The sequence below is a fragment of the Stutzerimonas chloritidismutans genome (assembly GCF_051486945.1).
Taxonomy (GTDB): domain Bacteria; phylum Pseudomonadota; class Gammaproteobacteria; order Pseudomonadales; family Pseudomonadaceae; genus Stutzerimonas; species Stutzerimonas chloritidismutans_B.
The window spans coordinates 1,077,838-1,099,139 of sequence record NZ_JAHVDX010000001.1 but is presented as its reverse complement, the minus strand read 5'-3'; the positions used below and the strand labels follow the sequence as shown (position 1 = coordinate 1,099,139).

Genomic DNA, 21,302 nt, shown 5'->3' with positions numbered 1-21,302 from the left:
CGCCTCGGGTTGCCGGTATCATGTGCGCCTTTCTCATGCCGTGCGGTACATCGAAGTCATGACCATTCAGTACCCGACCATCGCCGATTGCGTCGGCAATACCCCACTGGTTCGTTTGCAGCGCCTGCCTGGCGAAACCAGCAACACCATCCTGCTTAAACTCGAAGGCAACAACCCCGCCGGGTCCGTGAAGGATCGCCCGGCCTTGTCGATGATTGCGCGCGCTGAGGCTCGGGGCGACATCAAGCCTGGCGATACGCTGATCGAGGCCACTTCCGGCAACACCGGTATCGCCCTGGCGATGGCCGCTGCGATCAAGGGTTATCGCTTCATCCTGATCATGCCGGACAACTCCAGCGCCGAACGCAAGGCCGCAATGACCGCCTACGGCGCTGAGCTGATCCTGGTCAGCAAAGAGGAGGGCATGGAGGGCGCGCGTGACCTGGCGTTGCGCATGCAGGCTGAGGGGCGTGGCAAGGTGCTCGACCAGTTTGCCAACGGCGACAATCCAGAAGCGCACTACACCAGCACCGGCCCGGAAATCTGGCGGCAAACGGGCGGCAGCATTACCCATTTCGTCAGCTCCATGGGCACCACCGGCACCATCATGGGCGTGTCGCGCTATCTCAAGGAGCAGAGCCCGGATGTACAGATTATCGGGCTGCAGCCGATGGAGGGCGCGGCGATCCCCGGCATCCGCCGTTGGCCGCAGGAGTACCTGCCCAAGATTTACCAGGCCGACCGGGTCGATCGCATCGTCGACATGAGCCAGGCGAAGGCGGAGGACGTCATGCGCCGATTGGCGCGCGAGGAGGGCATCTTCTGTGGCGTCTCTTCCGGCGGCGCGGTGGCGGCGGCCTTGCGTCTGTCGCAAGAACTGGAGAACGCGGTGATCGTGGCGATCATCTGTGACCGAGGCGACCGCTACCTGTCCACAGGTGTCTATGATCAGCCGCGCTGAAATACGCGTCCGCCGGCAGGGTGTACGTTAAATGGCCAGACGCAGCAGCGGATTGCGCTTCCAGCCCAGCGGCGGCGAACGCAAGGCGCAGATTCCGACCGGCAAGAAGCAGCGCGTAGAAGTACAGCGCCTGGCCAATGATGGCCGCGGCATTGCCTTTGTCGAGGGGCGCACCTGGTTCGTCGAGGGCGCGCTGCCGGGCGAAAGCATCGAGGCGCGTGTGCTTGGCGCGCGCAGCCAGATCGTAGAGGCGCGCACCGAACGGGTGCTTACCGCCAGTTCGGTGCGTCGCGAGGAGCCGTGCATCCATGCTCGCGTCTGTGGCGGCTGCAACCTGCAGCACCTGCCGGGCGCCGAACAGCTGGCACTGAAACAGCGCAGCCTCGCCGAGCAATTGTCGCGGCTCGCTGGAGTCGAGCCGCTGCAGTGGGCCGACCCGCTGAGCGGGCCGGACTTCGGCTACCGCCGCCGCGCACGGCTGGCGGTGCGCTGGGACCCACAGGCGCGTCGGCTGAACGTTGGCTTTCGCGCCAGCGCGAGCCAGGACATCGTCTCGATCCAGGAGTGCCCAGTGCTGGTACAGCCCTTGCAGACGCTGTTGCCGGCATTGCTGGCCGTCTTGCATGGGCTCGCTCGGCCGCAGGCCATCGGGCATGTCGAACTCTTCAGCGGAACGGCCGAAGCCGTGCTGGTGTGGCACACCGCGCCGCTGGTGGATGACGATGTACAGCAGTTGAAGGCGTTCGCCGATGCGCAGGGCGTGCAGCTCTGGTTGCAGGGTGACGGCGAGCCGCAGCCAGCCGAGGTGGGCGCGACGCTGGGGTATCGCTTGCCGGCGTGGGCATTGGAACTGGCATGGCGACCGGGCGACTTCGTGCAGGTCAACGCGCCGGTGAACGAGGCGATGATCGCCCAGGCGCTGGATTGGCTGAAACCGGCGCCGGGTGAGCGGGTGCTGGATCTGTTTTGCGGCCTGGGCAACTTTGCGTTGCCGCTGGCCCGGTCCGGCGCGGAGGTCACCGGCGTGGAGGGCGTGGCAGAAATGGTCGATCGAGCGCGCACCAATGCCCAGCGCAACGGTCTGGATAATGCGCACTTTCATCAGGCGGACCTGTCGAAGCCGCTGGCCGAGGCCCCGTGGGCATCGGGCGGCTTCTCAGCCGTGCTGCTCGATCCGCCACGTGATGGCGCCTTGGAGGTCGTCAGGCAAATCGAGACCATTGGCGCAGAGCGTGTGGTCTATGTTTCGTGTAACCCTGCGACCCTCGCGCGTGATACGGCCGAGCTGGTTCGTCAGGGGTATCGGTTGGAGCGGGCAGGCGTGCTGGACATGTTCCCGCAGACCGCGCATGTCGAGGCCATGGCGCTGTTTCGGCGGCCTGCCTAGCGCAGCGATTGCAGGCATATGCCTGAGGTTTTATCGACCGACCCCAGAAAGTCGGCGTATTCGACGCAGCGATGCGTAAAGGGAAGGCAGAAAGATGGTCCAGGTCAGAGCGCTTCAGCCAATCAACACCGACGGCAGTATCAATCTCGAAGGCTGGCTCGATCATGTGCTGGGGATGGACCCGGCACTCAACCGCGACGCGCTCAAGCAGGCGTGCGAATTTGCGCGTGCGGCCGAGCAGCAAGCCAACGCCGCGCAAAACCTGTGGAGCGAGGGCACGTCTAGCTACCAGACAGGGCTGGAGATTGCCGAGATTCTCGCCGACCTCAAGCTCGATCAGGACAGCCTCGTCGCTGCCGTGATGTACCGCGGCGTGCGAGAGGGCAAGATTCAGCTCGCCGATGTGCAGCAGACATTCGGTCCGGTGGTGGCCAAACTGATCGAAGGCGTGCTGCGCATGGCTGCCATCAGCGCCAGTCTCAACCCGCGCGAATCGCTGGTGCTCGGCACCCAGACGCAGGTCGAGAACCTTCGCAAGATGCTGGTGGCGATGGTCGACGACGTGCGCGTTGCCTTGATCAAGCTGGCCGAACGTACTTGCGCCATCCGCGCGGTGAAGCATGCAGACGACGACAAGCGTCATCGCGTTGCCCGCGAAGTGTTCGATATCTACGCGCCGCTGGCCCATCGCCTGGGCATCGGCCATATCAAGTGGGAGCTGGAAGACCTCTCCTTCCGCTACCTGGAACCAGAACAGTACAAGCAGATCGCCCAGTTGCTGCATGAGCGACGGTTGGATCGCGAGCAATACATCCAAAGCGTCGTGCAGCAACTGAAGGACGAGCTGAACGCCGCCGGCATCCATCCCGAGATCGACGGTCGCGCAAAACACATCTATTCCATCTGGCGGAAGATGCAGAAGAAGGGCTTGCAGTTCAGCCAGATCTACGACGTTCGCGCCGTGCGGGTGCTCGTCCCTGAGATCCGCGACTGCTACACCGCGCTCGGCATCGTGCATACCTTGTGGCGGCACATTCCGCGCGAGTTCGACGACTACATCGCCAACCCCAAGGAAAACGGCTATCGCTCGCTGCACACCGCGGTTCTCGGCCCGGAGGGCAAGGTGCTCGAGGTGCAGATCCGCACCCAGGCCATGCACGAGGAAGCCGAGCTGGGCGTGTGCGCCCACTGGCGCTACAAGGGCACGGACGTCAACTCCAGCTCCAACCACTACGAGGAAAAGATCGCCTGGCTGCGGCAGGTGCTCGAGTGGCATGAAGAGCTGGGTGACATCGGCGGGCTGGCCGACCAGCTGCGCGTGGATATCGAGCCGGACCGTGTCTACGTGTTTACCCCCGACGGCCACGCCATCGACCTGCCCAAGGGCGCCACGCCGCTGGACTTTGCCTATCGGGTGCACACCGAAATTGGCCACAACTGCCGGGGTGCCAAGGTCAACGGCCGCATCGTGCCGCTCAACTACAGCCTGCAGACCGGCGAGCAGGTCGAGATCATCACCAGCAAGCACGGCTCGCCCAGTCGCGACTGGCTGAACCCTAACCTCGGCTACATCACCACCTCGCGCTCGCGCGCCAAGATCGTTCACTGGTTCAAGCTGCAGGCACGCGACCAGAACGTCGCGGCCGGCAAGGCGCTGCTGGAGCGCGAGCTGGGGCGCCTCGATCTGCCGCCGGTGGACTTCGACAAGCTCGCTGAAAAGGCCAATCTCAGGACCGCCGAAGACATGTTCGCCGCGCTCGGGGCTGGCGACCTGCGCCTGTCTCAGTTGGTGAACCATGCGCAGCAGCTCGTCGAGCCCGAGGATGGCGGCACCGACCAGCTCGAACTGATTCCCAAGCGCCCGACCAGCACCAAGCCCGGCAAGCGTGGCGATGTGCAGATTCAGGGCGTCGGCAACCTGCTCACTCAGATGGCGGGCTGCTGCCAGCCGCTGCCGGGCGACCCGATCGTCGGCTATATAACCCTCGGGCGCGGGGTCAGCATCCATCGCCAGGACTGCGCGTCCGTGCTGCAGCTGGCTGGGCGTGAGCCGGAGCGGATCATCCAGGTCAGCTGGGGGCCGATCCCCGAGAAGACATACCCGGTCGACATCATCATCAAGGCGTATGACCGCTCCGGCCTGCTGCGCGACGTCTCGCAGATCTTGCTCAACGAGCGGATCAATGTGCTGGCCGTCAACACCCGCTCCAACAAGGAAGACAGCACTGCGCTGATGTCGCTGACCATCGAGATTCCCGGGTTGGGCGCGCTGGGGCGCCTGTTGGGGCGGATATCGCAGCTGCCGAACATCATCGAGGCGAAGCGTCAACGCACCACCTGACCTGCTCCGAGCTGCTGCACTCGATCTGGGGTTGTTGAAGCCTAACCCGCTCTTTGCTCGCGACGCGCGTGGCCAGATGCACGAGTGGAGAGAGTCCGGATGGCAACAGCCAAATCCGGTCGTTCAGCAGGCGGTGGCCTTGTCTGGCCTCGGCACGCGACGGTTCGCTTCTTCGAAGGGATGTCGCGCTCGCCTGCACCGCAACTCGCCCGAGCGCAATACGCCCCATGCTTCAAGAGGATTTTGCATGTACCACCTCCCTGACCTGCTGCACCTCATGGCCCGGCTACGTGATCCGCAGCACGGCTGCCCATGGGATCTGAAGCAGGACTACGCCAGCATCGTCCCGCATACCTTGGAAGAAGCCTATGAAGTGGCCGATGCCATCGAACGTAGCGATTTCGACCATCTGCCCGGCGAGCTGGGCGACCTTCTGTTCCAGGTCGTCTACTACAGCCAACTGGCGAAAGAGGAGGGACGGTTCGGCTTCGATACGGTAGTCGATGCCATTACCCGCAAACTGATCCGCCGCCATCCGCATGTATTTCCCGACGGTGATCTGTATGGTTCGCCCGAGCTGCCGCGCCTGGACGATGTCCAGATCAAGCAGCGCTGGGAAGCCATCAAAGCGGAGGAGCGCGCTGAGAAGGCCGATGCACCCGAGCAGTTGTCGCTGCTCGACGACGTGCCTCATGCCCTGCCGGCGTTGAGCCGCGCGGCCAAGTTGCAGAAGCGTGCGGCCCAGGTGGGGTTCGATTGGCCAGAAGCGCTGCCGGTGGTGGACAAGGTGCGCGAGGAGCTGGGCGAGGTGCTCGAAGCCATGAGCGCGGACGATCCACAGGCCATCGCCGAGGAGTTGGGTGATTTGCTGTTCGTCACGGTGAATCTGGCCCGCCACCTCAAGGTCGATCCCGAGGATGCCTTGCGGGCAGCCAACCGCAAATTCGAACGGCGCTTTCGCTTTATCGAAACGACATTGCGCGAACGGGGCCAGCCCATCGAACGATGCGACCTCGCAGCGCTCGACGCGCTGTGGGATGAAGCAAAAAAACAGCTGGAAGCGAAGGGCTAAACGCCAGCGAAGCCGGTGGCACCCTATTCACGCGTCGTTGAGTCGGGTAGCACGCTTTCGTCTTCCGGCATCGGGCGCCAGCCGTTAAGCTCCATCCCGTCTTTTCAATCCCGATAGTACGAGCCGACACATGAGTCTTTCCCTTCGCGACCAGCTACTCAAAGCCGGGCTGGTCAATGAGAAGCAGGCCAAGCAGGCCGGCAAGCAGCAGCAGAAACAGCAGCGCCTTGTAAAAAAGGGGCAAGCCCAGAAGGACGACTCTCAGCGCGAAGCGGCGCTGAAGGCGCATGCCGAAAAGCAGGCCCGCGACCAGGAATTGAACCGCCAGCAGCAGGAAAAAGCCGAGCAGAAGGCACGTGCAGCGCAGGTCAAGCAGCTGATCGAAGGCAGCCGCCTGCCCAAGCTGACCACCGAGGATTACTACAACTTTGTCGACGACAAGAAGGTCAAGCGCCTGTCGGTCAACAAGCTGATGCGCGATAAGCTGTCCAGTGGATCACTGGCGATCGTGCGTCACGGCGGTGGCTACGAAGTGATTCCGCGTGAAGCCGCGTTGAAGATCCAGGAACGCGACCCACGCCGCATCGTTCAGCTCAATACCCAGACCGAAGCACCGGACGCCGACGATCCGTACGCCGCTTACCAGATTCCTGATGACCTGATGTGGTAAGCGTCCGCTGAATTGAGGGCGCGTCTGCACGCTCAGCAACCTTAGTGGTGTTGCTGTTGTATGGGCTGGGCTGATCGCAAACGCGCGCCGGTTCGCGAGCAAGCTCGCTCCTACAGACAGGGGATGAGAGTGCTTCGCGTCGCTATGGATCGCCAGCAAGCTGGCTCCTACGGATGGGGGACGGCTGTGCTTCGCGCTGTTTTGGTCAATCGTGACGCGTCCCCCAAACCAACAGCGTTGGCCAGCCACTTGTGTAGGAGCGAGCTTGCTCGTGATCAGCAGGTTCGGCGTCGCCATGGATCGCCAGCAAGCTGGCTCCTACAGATGGAGGCGGGTGTGCTTCGTGCTTGTGCCGACCCGTTGATGCCGCATCCAGCAGCCCAGCGGCATAGTGCGGTTGATTTTGTAGGAGCGAGCTTGCTCGCGATCCGGAGTTGCAGTATGGCGACCCGCTTCCACGCCCGACAGATGGACGGATTTATGGCGCTTGCCGGACCTCTACTGCTATAGCCCATCCGGGCTTGTGGAACCAGCAGGAGGACAGCGACATGGAAACCCATCCTTACGTGGACGAACTCGACACGTACAGCTTGCAGGCCAATGGCGTACCGGGTGACCCGGAAGAACCAGGTGTCCCAGATCTGCCCAGCGAGCCAGGCGAGCCGACCATTCCCGACCAGCCACCGCCAGCGCCCGTCGCGTGATCTGCTAGGCAGGCGATACCTGAGACGCCCGCGCGAGCAGGTCGACCACCTGCTCGTCAGGGGTCTGTTCGAAATTGCCGTAGTGGCAACCGACCCCGATGAACGGCTCGGGCATCGCCAGGCATATCAACTCGTCGACTTCCTCCCTCAGCATCTCGATTACGTCCCGCGGACCGACCGGCACAGCCAGCACCACGTGGCTTGGTTTCGATTGCTTGAGCCCTTTTAGCGCCGCCCGCACGGTAGCACCCGTGGCAATGCCATCGTCGATCACGATGACGCAGCGATTGGTTATCACAGGTGCCGGCCGCTCGCCGCAGTAGCGATGGCGTCGGCGTTCCAGTTCGCTGAGTTGCCGCTGCATTTCTTCGTCGAACCAGTTCGGCGGCGGTGCGATCTGGTTGAACAGTTCCTGATTGACTACCCACTTTGGCTCGGCACCATCGATAACCGCGCCCAGCGCCAGCTCCTCGTTGCCAGGCGCTCCGATCTTTCGCACCAGTACCAGATCGAGCGCTGCGTTGAGGCGTTGCGCCACCTCGAAGGCAACCGGAACCCCGCCGCGCGGCAGGGCAAGCACCAAGGGTTGTGCTTCTGCCAAGTGCTGCAGAGCTTCGGCTAATTCCAGGCCAGCATGGCTGCGGTCGCGAAACAGGTGGGACTCGGGCATTAAGGCGCGCATGGCTCACTCTCCGAATGGGTAGGTATCCGGAACGCTCTGATCATCGATCTGCTGTGGGCCGATCGGTTTGACCGCGGTGGTCTGTTCGAGCCAGAGCAGGGCGTCGAACTGTTCGGCAAGTATGGCTTGGAAATAATGGCTCTGGCGTTCAGTGGCCGGACGGTAGATCACGCCGATCGCCCGCTCCAGGCGGGGTTGTGCCAGCGCTTCGCGCAGCACGGGGTCGTCGCGCCAGTTGGTCAGGGACGCGGCGACTCCCGCCCGCAGAAATAGCTGCTCCCAGCTGCCCTCGAGGGACGGGCGGACCTGCTTGATCTGCATGGGCTCGTCCCAGTTGTCCGCGGCAGCCACCTCGCCGCGGTCGGTGCTCATGCCGATGAGTACGGCGTCGCGCCCATAGGCGGTGCGACACAACTCGCCAATGTTGAATTCGCCACGCCAGCCCATGGAGGTCGCTGCTGCGTTACCGATATGCGAGTTGTGGGCCCAGACCACCGCCTTGGCGGCGTCACCTCGACGCGCGAGCAGTGCGCGAAGTGTGTCGAACATGTGCCGGTCGCGCAGGTTCCAGGATTCGGTCGAGCCGCGGTACATCGCGCGGTAATACTGTTCGGCCGCTAGCACCACCCGCGCATTCTGCTCAGCATTGAAGAATTGGCCTCCGTCCTTTTGCAGATAGTCCAGTCGTTGACCAAGCAGAGCACGCAGCTGCTCCACCACTGCATCCTCGCAGGACGGCTCGCCGCGCATCACCTGGTGGCCATAGGCGGCCGGCTCGTCATGCCAGGGGCTCAGGCAGCCATAGCGCTGGCGGGCAGCCTGTGCAGCCGATGGGTCGACTTTGTCGAGATAGGTCAACACTTCCCGGATCGAGCTGCCTAGGCTGTAAACGTCCAGCCCGCGGAATTCGACGCGCTGCTCGGGCGCTTGCGCCGCGTTGTGCTCACGCAGCCAGGCGGTGAAATCTGCGACGTCGCGGTTGCGCCACATCCAGGTCGGAAAGCGGCGGAAGCCCTGCTCGAGCCATTCTGCCGGCGCCTGGTGGCGCACATCGCGGTCGATCATCGCGGCGTCCGGCCAGTCAGCCTCGGCGGCAACGATGGTGAAACCGTGCTGTTCGATCAGCCGGCGCGTAATGGCCGCGCGGGCTCGGTAAAACTCCGAAGTGCCGTGGCTGGCCTCGCCGATCAGCACCACGCGGGCATCGGCGAAACGGTCGAAGGCCTCGGCGAACGAGGGGGCGTCTATCGACGGCAACGGTTCAGCCTTCTGCTGTAGCAGGGTGATCAACTGCTCATCAGCCTGTTGCGGCGCGCGCGTGCGGGTGAGCGGCATGGCGTCATCTCCTTGGGCTTTCTACCGATGACCGACGCCGAACGGGGCTGTTCAGACCACTCGGCGGCTCGTCTACCGGCCAGCGGAGCGGCAGAACTAGATATCTGCAGCTAGCCTCTAAACACAGGCAACGCCGTTTCGGCCAGCCATTGCTGCCGAGGGCGCTATTGTTCAGAGGGGATATTCATGACGACCTGGATCATTGCTTACAGCAAAGACGGCAACACATCCATCCTCAGGACCGAGTCCGACCATAAGCCGGACATCGAAGAGGCCGTCGAATTGGTGACACGCAAGGCCGAGCAGGACTATGGCGATGAGGAAGACGCCTACGAGCACGATCCGGACGTCGAGGAAACACCCGCCACCCGGCTCGCCGAACGGTTCGGTATCACTGTGACCGGTATCAGCCAGGCCTGACCGTCAGGCCACCCGCCACACGCACTCGTCCCCAACCACATAGAGACGCCGGCCCGGGTCGGCGTCCAACTCCATCATTCCGGTGAAACTGCCAAAGGCAGGCAGAATGCTGACGTGTTCACCAATGCTGAAGCACGGCAGGCGTAGCCGCTGCCGGCCGCGGCCGCGCAGGCAGAAGGCCGGGTGCAGATGCCCGGCCAGGACGTGGTGGGTGGGGTGCGGGTGGGGCTCGTGTTGCAAGGCGAACGGCCCGAGCAGCAATGGCTCCGGGACGACGTCCAGGCCCAGGCTGGCCGGCGGATCGCCTGCGCGGCGGTCATGGTTGCCGCGCACGAGGGTAATCCTCAGCTCCGGATGGGTGCGACGCCAGTCGTGCAGCGGCGCGAGTGTGGACGGCACCTGCGATTCGGGGGCGTGAAGGAAGTCGCCAAGGAAGATCAGCCAGTCACTGGGATAGCGGGCCAGCAGCGCGTCGAGCTGCTGCAGGTTCGCTTGCGTCGTGCCGTGCGGCACCGGTTGGCCGAGCCGACGGTAAGCCGCTGCCTTACCGAAATGGATGTCGGCGACCAGCAGCGCCCGCCGTTCAGGCCAGTAGATGGCCTTGTCGGCAAGAAGCCACAGCTCGGTCTGTTGCAGCACGATGGGTAGGGAAGGGGACATGCGCGCCAGTGTATCGGCGTTCGGCGGCGCGCCCAAACTATCCAGCACGCCCTGTAGGAGCAGGCTCTGCCTGCGACTTGGCCGTTCAACCACCACGCCCGGTCGCAGGTAGAACCTGCTCCTACATGGAGCGGGCGCGGGTTTCCTGATCTGGCCTGGAAGCTTTGGGTAGGAGCAGGCTCTGCCTGCGACCTGGCCGCCCAACCACCACCCCCGGTCGCAGGTAGAACCTGCTCCTACATCGAGCGGGCACGCGGTGTTCCTGATCCGGCCAGGAAGCTTTGTGTAGGAGCAGGCTCTGCCTGCGACTCTGGCCGCTCAACCCTCACCCTCGGTCGCAGGTGGAACCTGCTCCTACATGGAGCGGGCGCGGGGTTCCTGATCTGGCCACGAAGCTCGTGTAGGAGCAGGCTCTGCCTGCGACGTTGGCCGCTCAACCCTCACCCTCGGTCGCAGGTAGGACCTGCTCCTACATGGAGCGGGCGCGGGTGTTCCTGATCTGGCCAGGAAGCTTTGTGTAGGAGCAGGCTCTGACTGCGACCTGGCCGCTCAACCCTCACCGTCGGTCGCAGGTAGAACCTGCTCCTACATGGAGCGGGCGTGGGGGTTCCTGATCTGGCCAGGAAGCTTTGTGTAGAAGCAGGCTCTGCCTGCGATCAAGCTGGCGCGTCAGCGAGCGGCTTTCTTCTGGCGGGGTGTGCCGTCCTTGGTCTGCCGCGGTTTGCGTTTGGGGGTGGTTTCGCGCTCGACGGCAATGCTGGCATCGGCCTCGGGCTGGTAGCCGCCGGGCCCGGCCGCCTTGTCCAGCTCGGCGACCATGCGGCGGATGCGGTCGGCCAGTTTTTCCGAGGTCATGCTTTCGCGGAAGCGTTCGACCATCAGCGGAAAGGCCAGCGGCGTGGTGCGCTTGACGACGTGCACGTCCAACGCTCGCTGCTGCAAGCGGCTCAACGTCTGCTCCAGCCGCTCGACCTCCAGCTCCTGGCGCAGCACCTCTTCTTCGGCCTGGGTCAGCAGCAGGTTAGCCGGGTCGTACTGGCGGAAGACGTCGAAGAACAGTCCGCTGGAGGCTTGCAGCTGCCGCGCACTTTTCTGTGCGCCGGGGTAGCCGGAAAACACCAGCCCGGCGATGCGCGCGATCTCGCGAAAACGCCGGCGCGCCAGCTCTCCGGCGTTGAGGCTGGCGAGCACGTCGTGCAGCAGGTTGTCCCGGCTGAACAGCGTTGGTGTGAGCCAGTGCAGCCAGTCCACCTCGGTCGCCGAGAGCAGCTCGAAGCCGTAGTCATTCACGGCAATGGAAAAGGTCAGCGGTTGGCGCTGGCCCATGCGCCAGGCCAGCAGGCTGGCCAGCCCCAGATGCACGTGTCGACCGGCGAAGGGGTAGAGGAACAGGTGCCAGCCCTCGCGCGACTTCATCACCTCGGCCAGCAACGTGCTTTCCGTGGGCAACGTCGACCAGTCCAGCTGCACGCGTAACAGCGGCTCGACCAGCTGCATCTCCGCGCTCTCGAACTGGCCGCGTGAAGCGGCACCGAGCTGCTCGACCACCGCATCGGCCAGTTCGCTGGACAGTGGCATGCGGCCGCCATTCCAGCGCGGCACGGCGGCCTTCTTGCCGGTGGCGCGGCTGACATAAGCAGTCATGTTCTCGACCCGCACCAGCTCCAGCAGGCGCCCGCCGAAGAGAAAGTTGTCGCCGGGGCGCAGGCGGGCAATGAAGCCTTCCTCGATAGTGCCCAGCGAGCGGCCGCTGCCACCCTTGGCCCAGAATTTCACCGTCAGGCTGGCGTCGCTGACGATGGTGCCGATGCTCATTCGGTGGCGCAGCGCGACGCGGCGGCTGGGGACTTTCCACAGCCCGGTCTCGTCCGGCTCGACGCGCTGATAGTCCGGGTAGGCCGTCAACGAATGCCCGCCATGACGCACGAACGCGAGCGCCCACTCCCAGTGGTCAGCGGTGAGTTCGCGGTACGACCAGGCCTGGCGCACTTCGGCGAACAATTCGTCCGGCCGGAAGCCTCCGCCCAATGCCATGCTGACCAGGTGCTGCACCAGCACATCGAGGGGACGATGCGGGGCGCTGCGGGCTTCGATGCGGCGTTCGGCGATGGCCACCTGCGCTGCTGCGGCTTCCACCACTTCGAAACTGTGCGTCGGTACCAGCGTGACCCGTGATGTCCGTCCGGGTGCGTGACCGGAGCGACCGGCGCGCTGCATCAGGCGCGCCACGCCCTTCGGCGAGCCGATCTGCAGCACCCGCTCGACCGGCAGGAAGTCGACGCCGAGGTCGAGGCTCGAGGTGCAGACCACTGCCTTCAAGGCGCCTTGCTTGAGGCCCAGTTCCACCCAGTCGCGCACCTCGCGCGCCAGCGAGCCATGGTGCAGGGCGATGAGTCCGGCCCAGTCCGGGCGGGCCTCGAGAATCGCTTGATACCAGATCTCGGACTGCGAACGGGTGTTGGTGAAGACCAGCGTGGTGGCGGCCGAATCGATCTCCTCGACGACCTGCGGCAGCATGCGCAGCCCCAGATGGCCGGCCCAGGGGAAGCGCTCGATGCTTGGCGGCAGCAGGGTGTCGACGCGCAAATCCTTGTCGACCTTGCCTTGCACCAGCTTGCCGGTGCCCGGATGCAGCAGCACGTCAAGCGCGTGCGGTTGGTTGCCCAAGGTGGCCGAAAGCCCCCAGACGATCAGCTCCGGCATCCACTGACGCAGCCGGGCCAGCGCCAGTTGCAGTTGCACCCCACGCTTGTTGCCCAGCAGTTCGTGCCACTCATCCACGACCAGCATGCGCAAGCCGGCAAACGCCTGGCGCGCGTCGGCGCGGGTCAGCAGCAGAGTGAGGCTTTCCGGCGTGGTGACCAGCGCACTGGGCAATCGCCGACCCTGGCGCGCCCGCTCGGCGCTGCTGGTGTCGCCGGTGCGCAGGCCGATGCTCCAGTTGATCTGCAGATCATCCAGCGGGGCTTGGAGGGCGCGGGCCGTGTCGGCGGCCAGGGCGCGCATGGGCGTGATCCAGAGGACGGTGAGTGGAGCGGGTTTGTCGGAATGCGGGACCGAGTCCTGCGCCGCCTTCGCGGGCAAGCCCGCTCCCACAGAAGCGAAGCGGTTGAGCGCGCCCATCCAGACGGCGTAGGTCTTGCCCGAGCCTGTGGTGGCATGAAGCAGGCCGGACTCGCCTTCATGGACCGCTTGCCACACCTGTTGCTGAAAAGGGAACGGCTGCCAACCGCGGGTGGCGAACCAGTGTTCGGCAAGGGAGGCGGGCGGCACGCTCATTCTTTGGTCCGCCCCCGATTCGAACCGAGGCCATGCCCCTGCTTTTCGTAGAAGCGAGCTTGCTCGCGATCATGGGCGTGCGCAGCGATGGGGATCGCCAGCAAGCTGGCTCCTACAACGGCGGGGTGCTTTTGCTCATCGTAGGAGCGAGCTTGCTCGCGATCATGGGCCTGCGATTCGACACGGATCGCCAGCAAGCTGGCTCCTACCGTGGCGGGCTGCTTTTGCTTTTCGTAGGAGTGAGCTTGCTCGGAATCATGAGGTTCCGCGCCGATGCGGATCGCCAGCAAGCTGGCTTCTCCAGTGGCGAGGTGCTTTTGCTTTTTGTAGGAGCGAGCTTGCTCGCGATCATGGGCCTCCGCGGCGACACGGATTGCCAGCAAGCTGGCTCCTACGGTGGCGGTGTGCTTTTGCTCTTCGTAGGAGCGAGCTTGCTCGCGATCATAGGGCTGCGCGGCGATGGGGATCGCCAGCAAGCTGGCTTCTACGGTGGTGGGATGCTTTTGCTTTTCGTAGGAGCGAGCTTGCTCGCGATCATAGGGCTGCGCGGCGACGTGGGTCGCCAGCAAGCTGGCTCCTACACAGGGCAGTCCGGCTTTTCCAGCTGATCGGATCATCCCAGCAATTCCTTCAGCGTTTCCAGGGTGTCGGCTTCGTCCACCGGCTTGTCCAGGCGCCAGCGCAGCATGCGCGGGAAGCGCACGGCGATGCCGCTCTTGTGGCGACTGCTGGCGGCGATGCCTTCGAAGCCGAGTTCGAACACCAGGGTCGGGGTCACGCTGCGCACGGGGCCGAATTTTTCCACGGTGGTCTTGCGCACGATGGCGTCGACCTTGCGCATTTCCTCGTCGGTGAGGCCGGAATAGGCCTTGGCGAAGGGCACCAGCTTGCGCTCCGGATCGCCCGGTTCTCCGTCCCAGACGGCGAAGGTGTAGTCGGTATAGAGGCTGGCGCGACGCCCGTGGCCGCGTTGCGCGTAGATCAGCACGGCGTCGACCGAATACGGATCGATCTTCCACTTCCACCAGACGCCTACGTCCTTGGTCCGGCCGACGCCGTACTGGGCGGCGCGGGCCTTGATCATCATGCCCTCGACACCTCGAGCACGTGACGCCTCGCGTTGTTGCGCGAGATCGTTCCAGTCGTTGCCGGTGACCAGCGGTGAAAGCATCAGTCGCGGGTTGGGGCATTGCCCAACTACCGTTTCGAGTTGTTGCCGGCGCTCGCGATGTTCACGTTGCCGCCAGTCGTCGCCCTGCCATTCCAGCAGGTCATAGGCGAGCACCGCGACGGGGGCGTCCTGCAGCACCTTGGCGGTCAGGTTCTTGCGGCCGATACGCTGCTGCAGCAAGGCGAAGGGCTGCACGCCGACGCGCTCGGTGGTTTCGCCATCTTCGCCTTCCGGTTGCTCGAAGAGCGCTTCCGTCGGCTCGCCGGGCGCGTGCTTCCAGACCAGGATCTCGCCGTCGATCACGGTGCCGTCCGGCAGGCAGCCGGCCAGTTCGCAGAGTTCCGGAAAGCGTTCGCTGACCAGCTCTTCGCCGCGCGACCAGACCCAGATCTGCCCGTCACGCTTGACCAGCTGCGCACGGATGCCGTCCCACTTCCATTCGATGAACCAGTTCTCCGGTGCGCCGAGCAGGGTGTCGAATTCTTCAACAGGCGCCTGCAACGGATGGGCGAGAAAGAACGGGTAGGGCTGGCCGCCGCGCTGGGCGTGCTCGTGTTCGGATTCGTCGGCGATCAGCGCGCGGTAGCCCTCGGCGCTCGGGCGGTGCGACAGATCGGTATAGCCCACCAGCCGCTGCGCCACGCGCTTGGGGTCGAGGTCGACCAGCGAGGCCAGCGCGCGGGTGACCAGCAGCTTCGACACGCCGACGCGAAAGGCGCCGGTGATCAGTTTGATGCAGACCATCAGGCTCAGGCGGTCCAGCTGTTTCCACAGCGCGGGCAATCGCTCGGCCAGCTCGTCCGGTGGCAAGCCGCGCAACGGCAGCAACTTGTCCTGCATCCACACGGCGAGCCCGTCATCGGAGCTGTGCTCGGCTTCCGGCATCAGCAGCGAGATGGTTTCGGCCATGTCGCCGACTGCCTGGTAGCTTTCCTCGAACAACCATTCCGGCAGTTCAGAGGCCTGCATGGCGGTTTCCCGCAGTACGCGGGTCGGCACCAGCTGGCGCGGCCGACCACCGGCCAGGAAGTACACGGCCCAGGCCGCGTCGGCCGGATCGGCGTCGCGGAAGTAGTCGCGCATCGCCGCGAGTTTGGCGTTGCTTGAGGTTGTCGCGTCGAGGCGGCTGTAGAGGGTGGCGAAGGCTTTCATCTCGGTCCACCTTCAACTGCGGTGACAATCCGCTCGTGAGTAAGTCCGAGTCTGCGTTGTGATTCCGGATCGCGAGCAAGCTCGCTCCTACGGGGTAGGTGTTGTGCCCCAGCGCGGATGCTTTTCTGTAGGAGCCAGCTTGCTGGCGATCCGTGGCGGCGTGGCGGTCCTGGATCGCAAGCAAGCTCGCTCCTACGGGGCCGGTGGTGTGCCCCAGCGCGGATGCTTTTCTGTAGGAGCCAGCTTGCTGGCGATCCGTGGCGGCGTGGCGGTTTCGGATCGCGAGCAAGCTCGCTCCTACAAGGACGGTTGTGTCGAATCTCGACGCTGAAGCCTGTGAGTGGGACGCCTATGGCATGGCTGCGGGTCATTCGGCCTCCTGCGTGGGGGTGTCATCCTCCTCGCCATACTCGGTCTCGAACGCCTGCGCATCGAGCCCACGCATCTCTCGCAGGTAACGGACAAGGATCGGCACCGAACCGTGGGTGACCATCACCCGCTCGGCGCCGGTCTGTTCGATGGCCCAGAGCAGTCCGGGCCAGTCGGCGTGATCAGATAGCACGAAGCCGCGGTCCACGCCGCGCCGCCGACGGGTGCCGCGCAGCATCATCCAGCCGCTGGCGAAGGCATCGGCATAGTCGCCGAAGCGGCGCATCCAGGTGCTGCCACCGGCTGAAGGCGGCGCGAGGATGATGGCCTGCTTCAAACGGGGATCGCCTTTTTTCAGGTCACCGGCATAGACGGTCGGCGGCAGGTAGATACCGCCCTCGCGGTAGACCTTGTTCAGCGGCTCCACTGCGCCATGAACCACGATGGTGCCGATGCTCTCATCGAGTCCGTGGAGGATGCGCTGCGCCTTGCCGAAGGCGTAGCAGAACAAGACGCTGGCGCGACCGGCTGCGGCGTTGGCGCGCCACCAGTCGTTGATCTCGCGGAATACCTCAGCTTGCGACGGCCACTTGTAGATCGGCAGGCCGAACGTCGATTCAGTGATGAAGGTATCGCAGCGCACCGGCTCGAACGGCGCGCAGGTCCCGTCCGGCTCGACCTTGTAGTCGCCGGAGGCAACCCAGACTTCACCCTTATATTCCAGCCGCACCTGGGCCGAGCCGAGCACGTGACCGGCCGGGTGGAAGCTGAGCCTGACGCCGTGATGCTCGATGGATTCACCATAAGCGAGCGTCTGCAGGGGCATGTCCGCGGCGATGCGCGAGCGCAGGATGCCTTCGCTGTCGCGCGAGGCCAGGTAGTGGCCCATGCCCCAGCGCGCATGGTCGCCGTGGGCGTGGGTGATGACGGCGCGGTCCACGGGCCGCCAGGGATCGATGTAGAAATCACCGGGCGGGCAATAGAGGCCTTCGGGGCGGGCAACGACGAGGTCCATGGGTACAGGCACTTTGCGGGCTTGTAGGGTTGGAGCGCATCGGCCGACGTGGAGTTCGGGCGGGTCGCACCCGAAGGGTCAGTCCACCAACTTCAGGTGCGAGGTGTCGGGTACGGGCGCATCGCTGGCGCGACGGCGCTCGCCCATGTCGCTGCCAACCGGGGCGAGGCTGAATTGGGTCAGGTCGACCGCGGGCGGTTCGGTAGCAGGCCGGGCATCCTGCAAGTCGGTGCCGGCTGGCGCGACGCCAAAATCCGGTGCCTCGACGTCGACGAAAGCTGCCATGTACTCATCACGCGGCGCGACCTTCAACGGCCCAGGCCGAGTTCCACTCGTAGCCACGGATGGCGCGGGCGGCGCTGTGGTTTCAGGCGGTGGGGGCGCCAGTTCGATTTCCTCTACCTCGACCGGCATGGGACGCACTTCGGCGATCGCGCCCGCACGGGCCATGGCCTGTCGATACTTCTCGACGCTGGCGTGGTCGAGGTCCTGCTTGATTACCACCCGGCGTCCGGAAAAGAGCGCGGCGATGCGCTGGGCGTCGGCCTGGAACAGCTTGGCCAGGTTGGCTTCGACTTGTTCGAGCGTAGCGCCAGGGGCTAGCTCCCCGGAAAATGCGATTTCGTAGCGACTCATCTTTGTTCAGGCCTCTGGCGCGGAGCGATGGGCTGATCATAGGAAGTCGACCCGTCGTTGGAAAGCGGCGGTTTCGCGCTTCGAGCACCAAGCGGCACTGGCAAATGCGCACTCGACCGGATGCGCGCCACGTGCCGTCGGTCGGCGAGGTCGAGTGGTCATGCGAGCGGGGCGAACAGCGCCTCGATGTCCGCCTGTTCCAGCTGCCAGTTCGCGGCCTGGCCCGCATCCAGCACGCCGGCGGCCAACTCGGCCTTGCGAGCCTGCAACTGCTGGATTTTTTCTTCGACGGTGTCGCGAGCGATCAGCTTGTAGACAAACACAGGCTTGTCCTGGCCGATGCGATGCGCGCGGTCGGTTGCCTGGTTTTCCGCCGCCGGGTTCCACCAGGGGTCGTAATGAATGACGGTGTCCGCGGCGGTCAGGTTGAGCCCGGTGCCGCCGGCCTTGAGGCTGATGAGAAACAGCGGTACTTCGCCGGCCTGGAAGCGTTTCACCGGGGTGCGGCGATCCTTGGTCTCGCCGGTGATCTGTACATACTCAATGGCCCTGGTGCGGAGCTCATCTTCGATCAGTGCGAGCATTGACGTGAACTGGGAGAACAGCAGAATGCGCCGGCCTTCGGCCAGCTGCTCGGTGAGCAGGTCCATCAGGCTGTCGAGCTTGCCCGAGGCGCTGGCGCGTGAAACTCTAGCGTCGCGCTTGACCAGGCGCAGGTCGCAGCAGACTTGGCGCAGTTTAAGCAGCGCATCGAGGATGACGATCTGGCTGCGCGCCAGGCCTTTGCTGTCGATCTCCTCACGCACCTTGTCGTCCATGGCCAGCCGGACGGTTTCGTAGAGGTCGCGCTGCGCCGGGCTCAGCTCCACCCAGTGAGTGATCTCGTTCTTGGGTGGCAGTTCATGCGCGACCTGTTCTTTGCGCCGCCGCAGCAGGAAAGGTCTGATTCGCGCGGTCAGGTGCTCGAGCCGGTCGCTATCGCCGTTCTTTTCGATTGGATGGCGATAGTCACGGTTGAAACGCTTGGTGTCGCCCAACCAGCCGGGCATCAGGAAATGAAACAGCGACCAAAGTTCGCCCAGGTGGTTTTCGAGCGGCGTGCCGGTCAGGCATAGGCGCTGTCGGGCATCGAGCCGCCCGGCGGCTTGTGCGGCTTTGCTGCTGGCGTTCTTGATGTTCTGCGCTTCGTCGAGCACCAGCAGGTGCAGCGGGATCTCGATCAAGCGCTCGATGTCACGCGGCAGCAGGGCATAGGTCGTGAGCAGCAGGTCGCAGTCATCCAGGCGCTCGTATTGCTGTTGCCGGGCTGTGCCGTGCAGCGTGACGACTTTCAAGTCCGGGGCGAAACGCGCCGCCTCGTCCTGCCAGTTGGGGATCAGGCTGGTCGGCATGACCACCAGCGAAGGGCGGTCCATGCGCCCGGATTGCTTCTCCAACAGCAGGTGCGCCAGGGTTTGCAGCGTCTTGCCGAGGCCCATGTCGTCGCCGAGCACACCGCCCATGCCGAGCGCGCGCAAGGTCTGCATCCAGCGCAGGCCATCGAGTTGGTATGGCCGCAGCTGGGCTTTCAATGCCGTCGGCGGTTCGACCGGCTGCTGCTGGTAGTCGCGCAGCCGCTGGGCGAAGTCGCGCAGTTGTTCGCCACCGCTCCAGCGCAGGTCGAGTGCATCGAGTTGGGCCAGGCGGGCGGCATCGGCGTGGCCGAGGCGCAGAGGCTCGGCCGCGGCGTGCTCGGGAAGGTAAAGCTCGGACAGGGTGCCGAGGATTGGCTTCAAGCGGCCAAAGGGCAGCAGGACTTGCAGCGGCTGGCCGTCATCGTCGCGGCGCTTGTCGAGTTGAACACGCAGGGTTTCGCCGTCGGCTCGCTGCGAGAGGGCCGGCGGGGAAAGCATTGCCGGGTTGCGCCGGATCAGGCCCAGCAGGACGGGCAACAGGCTGATCCGTTCGCCCTCGACGATGATGCCGAGTTCGAGATCGAACCAGCTGTGCTCCGGTGACTCATCGACATCGACGTACCAGGCTTCCACGGGCGTGAGGTCATAGGCGAAGCCAGGTTGCAGGATGATTTGCCAGCCTTCCTCGCGCAGTGCCTGCAGGTGCGCCTGGGAGAACTGCAACCAAGCCGCCTCGTTGGCCAGTTCGAACATTTCCGCGGAATCCTTCGGCAGTGCCTGGCTCTGGCGCAGCGCCGGGCGAAAGCCGAGGTCTTTCATGCGCTGGCGCAGGGCCTGTTCCGCATCCGGTTGCCGCGCAATGCTGCGTACCTGCGCGCCCTTGGTTTCGCGTACGCGCTGATCAGGCCGAGCCTTGCCGTGAACGCTGGTCCTGCCGTAGAGAAAAGTCAGGCCGGCGCGGTGCTGGTGGTCCGCGACCATGCGACCGCTGCCTGGCTGGTAATTCACTGCATGGTGGCTGCCGAGGGTCAGGCGAGGGGTCGGCTGCACATTGTCCACCACGATTTCTTGCGGCCTTGGGGGCGCGGGCAGTTGCGGCGCGATCTCGTTGAGCGTCAGGCTGAACCGCGCGGCCTGGGCCGAGGGCACAGATGGGGCCTCAAGCAGGTGACGCGCAAGGGGCGCCGGCAGCCCGTGGTCGATGAGGCCGAGCTCGCCCTTCGTCTCGTCGATGTAATAAAGCGGGTCGAGCGCGTGCAGCGGTCGGGCCTGCGCGTCCGCCATCTCCAGCTCGGCGTCGTAGCTACCGTCGGGCTGCTGCTTCCAGTTGAAGCGGGCCTGGCGTGCATCGGCGAGCGTCAGCGCGGGTTGCCGCCAATCAAGAAAGGCCCGGCCGGTCTCGAGAATCAGACGCAGGGTTTCGCCACCGTTTTCCCCACCGAGCAGGAACCCGTTGCCGCTGGGTCGGCACAGGCCGAGTAGCGCGGCGATGCGCAGGTCAAGCGGCTGCATGAACGCGGGCTTGCGAAAACTGGCCTCGCGCATTCCATAGTAAGGCTGGTGCTCGCCCCAGGTACCGTCCTTGCGCAGGCGGCACTTGAACGCTTCGACCAACAGGTCCGAGCGAAGCCGGTAGTGGACGCACCAGCCGTGCTCTGCAGGAAGCGCGTCGCTCAGCGCTTGAGGCAGTTGTGACAGCCAATGTTCCAGCGTGCCTGGAAGGTTGGCGTCATCCGGCTCGCAGGTGTTGGGTGCACGCTCGGCCTGCTCTTCGATCGTCAGGATGAGCGCGACGCAATGCTTGCAGTTCAGGCCTACCGGGCAGTTGCAGACGCAACTGAGCGTGCCGTCACGGGAGAGTTGCAGGGATTGCCGGTACGTCGCACCGCCTGTTCCGGCACAGGTGCCTTCGACGAACTGCTCCGTGTCGCGCAGCACCCGGGCGCGCCGCTCGGCCGCATAGCGCTGGCCGCGAGCGAGCGCGTTATCGGAAAACGGCAGGCGCCACGCCGGCGGCAGGGCGGGGAGGAACCTAGCGGCCATCGTGCGGCCAT

At 64.8% G+C, this 21,302-nt stretch carries 16 protein-coding genes; 7 read left to right on the top strand and 9 right to left on the bottom strand.

Features of this window, described 5'->3' with window-relative positions; translation table 11 throughout:
* Positions 1-58: 58 nt before the first annotated feature.
* The 6 genes from cysM to KXR72_RS04935 all read left to right on the top strand — a co-directional run bounded on the left by cysM (position 59) and on the right by KXR72_RS04935 (position 7,135).
* Entirely contained in the window at positions 59-961 is a 903-nt protein-coding gene (gene cysM, locus KXR72_RS04960) for a cysteine synthase CysM (protein ID WP_437419969.1), read from the top strand.
* 31 nt (positions 962-992) lie between these two features.
* Positions 993-2,348: a 23S rRNA (uracil(1939)-C(5))-methyltransferase RlmD gene (gene rlmD / locus KXR72_RS04955; protein ID WP_437419968.1), complete on the top strand. Its 1,356-nt coding sequence runs from the start codon at positions 993-995 to the stop codon at positions 2,346-2,348.
* Between the two features lie 94 nt (positions 2,349-2,442).
* Positions 2,443-4,689 carry a GTP diphosphokinase gene (gene relA / locus KXR72_RS04950; RefSeq protein ID WP_437419967.1) on the top strand — a complete coding sequence of 749 codons (2,247 nt, stop codon included), beginning with the start codon at positions 2,443-2,445 and terminating at the stop codon, positions 4,687-4,689.
* 247 nt (positions 4,690-4,936) lie between these two features.
* The gene (mazG, locus tag KXR72_RS04945; RefSeq protein ID WP_437419966.1) at positions 4,937-5,761 is read left to right on the top strand and encodes a nucleoside triphosphate pyrophosphohydrolase; all 825 of its coding nucleotides are present in this window, start codon (positions 4,937-4,939) and stop codon (positions 5,759-5,761) included.
* A gap of 130 nt (positions 5,762-5,891) precedes the next feature.
* Positions 5,892-6,431, top strand: a complete 540-nt coding sequence (locus KXR72_RS04940; RefSeq protein WP_437419965.1) for a DUF2058 domain-containing protein — start codon at positions 5,892-5,894, stop codon at positions 6,429-6,431.
* Positions 6,432-6,979: 548 nt separating this feature from the next.
* Positions 6,980-7,135, top strand: coding sequence for a hypothetical protein (locus KXR72_RS04935; protein ID WP_437419964.1), 156 nt, complete (start codon positions 6,980-6,982; stop codon positions 7,133-7,135).
* Positions 7,136-7,139: 4 nt separating this feature from the next.
* Here KXR72_RS04935 and KXR72_RS04930 read toward each other — a convergent pair whose 3' ends face one another.
* Entirely contained in the window at positions 7,140-7,817 is a 678-nt protein-coding gene (locus KXR72_RS04930; protein ID WP_437419963.1) for a phosphoribosyltransferase, read from the bottom strand.
* Positions 7,818-7,820: 3 nt separating this feature from the next.
* Positions 7,821-9,152 (bottom strand): erythromycin esterase family protein, encoded by a 1,332-nt coding sequence (locus tag KXR72_RS04925; protein ID WP_437419962.1) that lies wholly within the window; start codon positions 9,150-9,152, stop codon positions 7,821-7,823.
* Between the two features lie 186 nt (positions 9,153-9,338).
* Between KXR72_RS04925 and KXR72_RS04920 the strand changes: the two genes are divergently transcribed.
* Complete coding sequence (locus tag KXR72_RS04920; RefSeq protein ID WP_437419961.1) at positions 9,339-9,572, top strand: hypothetical protein; 234 nt, start codon at positions 9,339-9,341, stop codon at positions 9,570-9,572.
* A gap of 3 nt (positions 9,573-9,575) precedes the next feature.
* On the opposite strand, the gene pdeM is transcribed toward KXR72_RS04920, so the two are convergent.
* The 7 genes from pdeM to KXR72_RS04885 form a co-directional block, all read right to left on the bottom strand.
* Entirely contained in the window at positions 9,576-10,232 is a 657-nt protein-coding gene (pdeM, locus tag KXR72_RS04915; RefSeq protein ID WP_437419960.1) for a ligase-associated DNA damage response endonuclease PdeM, read from the bottom strand.
* Between the two features lie 669 nt (positions 10,233-10,901).
* Positions 10,902-13,511 (bottom strand): ligase-associated DNA damage response DEXH box helicase, encoded by a 2,610-nt coding sequence (locus KXR72_RS04910; RefSeq protein ID WP_437419959.1) that lies wholly within the window; start codon positions 13,509-13,511, stop codon positions 10,902-10,904.
* Positions 13,508-14,080, bottom strand: coding sequence for a hypothetical protein (locus KXR72_RS04905; protein WP_437419958.1), 573 nt, complete (start codon positions 14,078-14,080; stop codon positions 13,508-13,510). The genes KXR72_RS04910 and KXR72_RS04905 overlap by 4 nt, the downstream gene beginning before the upstream one ends.
* A gap of 44 nt (positions 14,081-14,124) precedes the next feature.
* Positions 14,125-15,834: an ATP-dependent DNA ligase gene (locus KXR72_RS04900; protein ID WP_437419957.1), complete on the bottom strand. Its 1,710-nt coding sequence runs from the start codon at positions 15,832-15,834 to the stop codon at positions 14,125-14,127.
* A gap of 367 nt (positions 15,835-16,201) precedes the next feature.
* Positions 16,202-17,218, bottom strand: coding sequence for a ligase-associated DNA damage response exonuclease (locus KXR72_RS04895; protein WP_437419956.1), 1,017 nt, complete (start codon positions 17,216-17,218; stop codon positions 16,202-16,204).
* Between the two features lie 78 nt (positions 17,219-17,296).
* Positions 17,297-17,854: a hypothetical protein gene (locus KXR72_RS04890; protein WP_437419955.1), complete on the bottom strand. Its 558-nt coding sequence runs from the start codon at positions 17,852-17,854 to the stop codon at positions 17,297-17,299.
* 158 nt (positions 17,855-18,012) lie between these two features.
* Positions 18,013-21,291, bottom strand: coding sequence for an SNF2-related protein (locus KXR72_RS04885; RefSeq protein WP_437419954.1), 3,279 nt, complete (start codon positions 21,289-21,291; stop codon positions 18,013-18,015).
* Positions 21,292-21,302 lie beyond the last annotated feature (11 nt).

Coding starts and splice junctions, on each gene's coding strand:
- KXR72_RS04900 (WP_437419957.1), bottom strand. CDS start 15,834: ATGAAAGCCTTCGCCACCCTCTACAGCCGCCTCGACGCGACAACCTCA.
- cysM (WP_437419969.1), top strand. CDS start 59: ATGACCATTCAGTACCCGACCATCGCCGATTGCGTCGGCAATACCCCA.
- KXR72_RS04925 (WP_437419962.1), bottom strand. CDS start 9,152: ATGCCGCTCACCCGCACGCGCGCGCCGCAACAGGCTGATGAGCAGTTG.
- KXR72_RS04910 (WP_437419959.1), bottom strand. CDS start 13,511: ATGAGCGTGCCGCCCGCCTCCCTTGCCGAACACTGGTTCGCCACCCGC.
- KXR72_RS04940 (WP_437419965.1), top strand. CDS start 5,892: ATGAGTCTTTCCCTTCGCGACCAGCTACTCAAAGCCGGGCTGGTCAAT.
- pdeM (WP_437419960.1), bottom strand. CDS start 10,232: ATGTCCCCTTCCCTACCCATCGTGCTGCAACAGACCGAGCTGTGGCTT.
- KXR72_RS04885 (WP_437419954.1), bottom strand. CDS start 21,291: ATGGCCGCTAGGTTCCTCCCCGCCCTGCCGCCGGCGTGGCGCCTGCCG.
- KXR72_RS04890 (WP_437419955.1), bottom strand. CDS start 17,854: ATGAGTCGCTACGAAATCGCATTTTCCGGGGAGCTAGCCCCTGGCGCT.
- mazG (WP_437419966.1), top strand. CDS start 4,937: ATGTACCACCTCCCTGACCTGCTGCACCTCATGGCCCGGCTACGTGAT.
- KXR72_RS04895 (WP_437419956.1), bottom strand. CDS start 17,218: ATGGACCTCGTCGTTGCCCGCCCCGAAGGCCTCTATTGCCCGCCCGGT.
- rlmD (WP_437419968.1), top strand. CDS start 993: ATGGCCAGACGCAGCAGCGGATTGCGCTTCCAGCCCAGCGGCGGCGAA.
- KXR72_RS04920 (WP_437419961.1), top strand. CDS start 9,339: ATGACGACCTGGATCATTGCTTACAGCAAAGACGGCAACACATCCATC.
- relA (WP_437419967.1), top strand. CDS start 2,443: ATGGTCCAGGTCAGAGCGCTTCAGCCAATCAACACCGACGGCAGTATC.
- KXR72_RS04930 (WP_437419963.1), bottom strand. CDS start 7,817: ATGCGCGCCTTAATGCCCGAGTCCCACCTGTTTCGCGACCGCAGCCAT.
- KXR72_RS04935 (WP_437419964.1), top strand. CDS start 6,980: ATGGAAACCCATCCTTACGTGGACGAACTCGACACGTACAGCTTGCAG.